We start from the raw sequence: 3,318 nt of genomic DNA on the forward strand, positions 1-3,318 counted from the left end.
TCCGCCGTAAGGCTGCTTGGCCATGGTCAAGTCCACGAGCCCTTCACCCTTCCATTCAAGCTCCAGGAAGTAACGGCCATCGTTATCGCGCATCGTCCAGACTTGAGTCTCGTTCATCACCGGCTTGCCCTCGGCATCAAGCAGTTGATAAACCGTCGTCCACTTCACCACCTCGCCTTTGGGCACGAGCACCGTGCTGGAGACCTTGCGCCAGAAGCCCGCGCCCGGATTGTGAAAATAGTCGCGCCCATTCACCTGCTTCAGCCCCCAATAGAGCCCCGTCTGATGCTTGTGATGCCCAGGGCTATACTCCGTCAGCAAGCCCTTGCCATCCGGTGCCACAATCGGATGAAGGTAAGGCCGGAAATCCGGCCGCGCATTCTGCGTGAGGATCGCGTCCTTGCCGTTCTCGCGATAGACCGAGATCGTGTTCGTCGCATCATCCTGACGCAGCGTGAGCACTGTATAGTGGGCCGAGGCCACCGTGCTGCTGAGAAGGCAAAGAGTGAGGAAGGAGAAGAAATGGCGGTATTTCATGACGGAAGTAAAACGCCTTTCCATTCGGAAATACATGGCCTAGATCTGCCAAAAGTTGTTATCATCCTGCCATGTCACCCAAGTCCATTCAGAGTGCCTTTTTCGCCAGCATGACCGATCCGCAGGCTTTCAGGCTCATGTTTGATCAGCAGCCCAACGTGTTCTTCTTTGTGAAGGATCGTGAGAGCCGCCTCATCGCTGCCAGCGAGCCGATGTGGACCCGACTGGGCCTCGAAGGTGAAGCCGACGTCATTGGCCGACTCGATGAAGACTTCTATCCCGAGCAAGCCGCCAAGGCCTACCGAGCCGATGACGCGCTCGTCTTCCGCACGGGCAAACCGTTGATCAATCGTCTCGAAGTTTGGTATGACGAGCAGCGCACGCTGACTTGGTTTCTTACCACCAAGGTGCCATTGCGAGGCAAGAACGGCAAAATCATCGGCCTCATGGGCCTCACCCGCCGTGACGAAGGCCGCAGCCGTCATCAACCCAGCAGCGAAGTCACGCTCATCGTCAGCCACATCCAGAAGAACACCAGCCGCATCCTCAGCACCGCCGAACTCGCCCGTGAATGCGGCCTCTCCGAGCGCACGCTGTATCGCAAGATCCACCAAGCCCTCGGCGTCACGCCCTATGAACTCATGCTCCGCATCCGCATCGAGTCCGCCGCCGAAGCCCTCATCCAAACCAACGATAAAGTCATCGACATCGCCCAAGCCCACGCCTTCTGCGACCAAAGCGCCTTCACCCAACACTTCCGCAAACGCATCGGCCTAACGCCGAAGCAGTTTCGAATGCGGCATCAGGGGTGAGTTGGTTCATCGTTGATGGTGGGGATTGCGACTGAAGCCGCAGCCACTTTGTTCAGGGCGCATTCCGTATCTCCGCCAGCTTTCCCAACTCCTCCGAGCTCAGCGCCTGGTCAAACACCGCCACGCCGCCTATCCATCCCGTGAAGCCGACACCGCGAGAGCTGTGGATGACACGGCCAATGGTGAAGGGGCCGCCGCTTTGGGCGTCCTTGGGCGTGTAGAGGTCGTGCGGATACCACCAGGGATTCAGGCGTAGCGACACGAGATCGCGGGCGACTTCTTTTCCGCCGCGCAGCGTGACTTCGACCTTAGTGAAGCGATGCTCGCGTAGCTCGACGCGTTCATCGGCGGATTCGCGGAGCACTTTGACGCTCAGCGGCTCGGCTTCGGGTGGATTGTAGTATTGATCCTTCGGGAAGGCCTCGTCCTCGCCGTCCTGCTTGCCCGGCAGCTTGGCGTAGTGGCCCTGCATGTAGGCGTTGTAGGCGGAGGAGATGAGCCTGTCGTTCTTGGGGTTGTCGAGCCAGCGATCGCCGGACACGCCGTTGAGCCAGCCGGTGAGTTCGTCGGTTTGGTGATTGAAGGTCATCGCGAAGCACTGCCAGGACTTGTCGAGCACCTCGGCGGGCGAATCAGCAGACACTTCGGGCGATTGCTCGACGGAGTTGCACTTGTGGAGGGCGTATTTGTTCAGAAACGAGCTCGCGCCGTTCTCCGACACATGGCCGCAGGCGCTGCCCTGCTTGTTCAGACCGGCAAAGAGCGCGTATTGACGCTGCCCGCGCTCCACCTTCGCGATGGTGGTCGTGGTCTTCTCCTTCAAGTCGGTGCCTTCATGCCAGATGCCTGCCAGCGCGTGGTTTCCGCTCTCGCGGATCGCCCACACGACCACCGTGACGGACTTGCCCGCGCCTTTGATGTCAAGCGGCGTGTCGTGCAGCCGCGAGCGAGGCACGAAGAGGAAGGGGCGGAAGTCCGCATCGGTTTCTTTGACAATGCGGATGGCATTCCCGAACGGACCACGACCCAGCAGAGGAAAATCCGCATACGTCGCCTCACGCCCCGCGCCCCAGTAATCCTTGATGTAGTTCGCGGCATCGAGCGGGTAGTCCGTCGTGGCACCCGCAGGCACATGCGCCGTGAAACGCTTGGCTCCATCGGTTTCACGTTTTGAGAAATCCCAAAACGCCACGAGGGCGGGCATGTCAGTAACCGTGGCGACGGGTTCGGCAGCGAGGACAGGCAAGGCGAGGAGGAGTGCGAGATGTTTCATCATATGGATGCTGCTGTAGCTGCATTTGTTGGTCAATGATTCGGCTGAAGCTGAAGCCACTTTATTGGGGCAGTGACAGGATCCACTGCTTGAGCAGGTCCACGGCGCGGGTGTCGGTTTCGCGGGTGCCTACGAGGGGCATGCGGAGGAAGCCTTCGCTGGCGGTCATGCGGGTGAGGATTTGGCTGTGAGCGCTGTCTCCTGGGGCGATGATGCGACGGGCGGTGTTTCCGCCATGATTGATGACGAGACCGTTGATGAGGCCGGTTTGCTCCAGTGCGATTTCGGGGCGGAGATTCCAGGGCGTGGGGGAAAGACCGCCGGGTTGATGACAATTGGCGCAGTTCACGGCGAGGTAGCTGCGGGAACGCTCAGAGATGGGGGCTGATGAGTCGCTGGAGGCGCTGTGCTTGGGTTCGGCGCTGGCAGGTTGTGACAGGCCTGCGAGCAGTCCGTGCTTACTGAAGAGGTCGAGTTGATTGCCGGGGAATCCTTTGAGGATGGCTTCGCGATTGAGTTGCCGCATGTTGAAGGACAGGGCAAAACCAGCATTGGGGTTGTGGCACATCACACACTCTGCTTGACCGGGAAAACGCCAGGTTTGGGTGCGTGACACGCCTTGTTCGCTGACGGTGATCTGCACTTCGGCACCCGATTCGGGGACGAGGGTGGCTTCTGTTCCGGAGTCGTTCCAGC

General features: G+C 59.8%; 3 protein-coding genes and 1 pseudogene. 1 reads left to right on the top strand and 3 read right to left on the bottom strand.

From position 1 onward, the window contains the following. Window positions 1-537: DUF6807 family protein (locus AC6FTP_RS26450; RefSeq protein ID WP_497209893.1), on the bottom strand; the 537-nt coding region annotated here is incomplete at its 3' end. Between the two features lie 71 nt (window positions 538-608). On the opposite strand from AC6FTP_RS26450, the gene AC6FTP_RS26455 reads away from it, so the two are divergent. Further along, window positions 609-1,349, top strand: a complete 741-nt coding sequence (locus AC6FTP_RS26455) for an AraC family transcriptional regulator (RefSeq protein ID WP_497209894.1) — start codon at window positions 609-611, stop codon at window positions 1,347-1,349. A 52-nt stretch (window positions 1,350-1,401) separates the two neighbouring features. Here the strand turns inward: AC6FTP_RS26455 and AC6FTP_RS26460 are convergent, their stop codons facing one another. Together AC6FTP_RS26460 and AC6FTP_RS26465 are read right to left on the bottom strand one after the other, a co-directional pair. Continuing rightward, entirely contained in the window at window positions 1,402-2,622 is a 1,221-nt protein-coding gene (locus AC6FTP_RS26460; protein WP_497209895.1) for a hypothetical protein, read from the bottom strand. Window positions 2,623-2,683: 61 nt separating this feature from the next. Beyond that, window positions 2,684-3,318: pseudogene (locus AC6FTP_RS26465) on the bottom strand (hypothetical protein); the annotation flags it as partial.

Source organism: Prosthecobacter sp. (assembly GCF_044378005.1).
Taxonomy (GTDB): domain Bacteria; phylum Verrucomicrobiota; class Verrucomicrobiia; order Verrucomicrobiales; family Verrucomicrobiaceae; genus Prosthecobacter.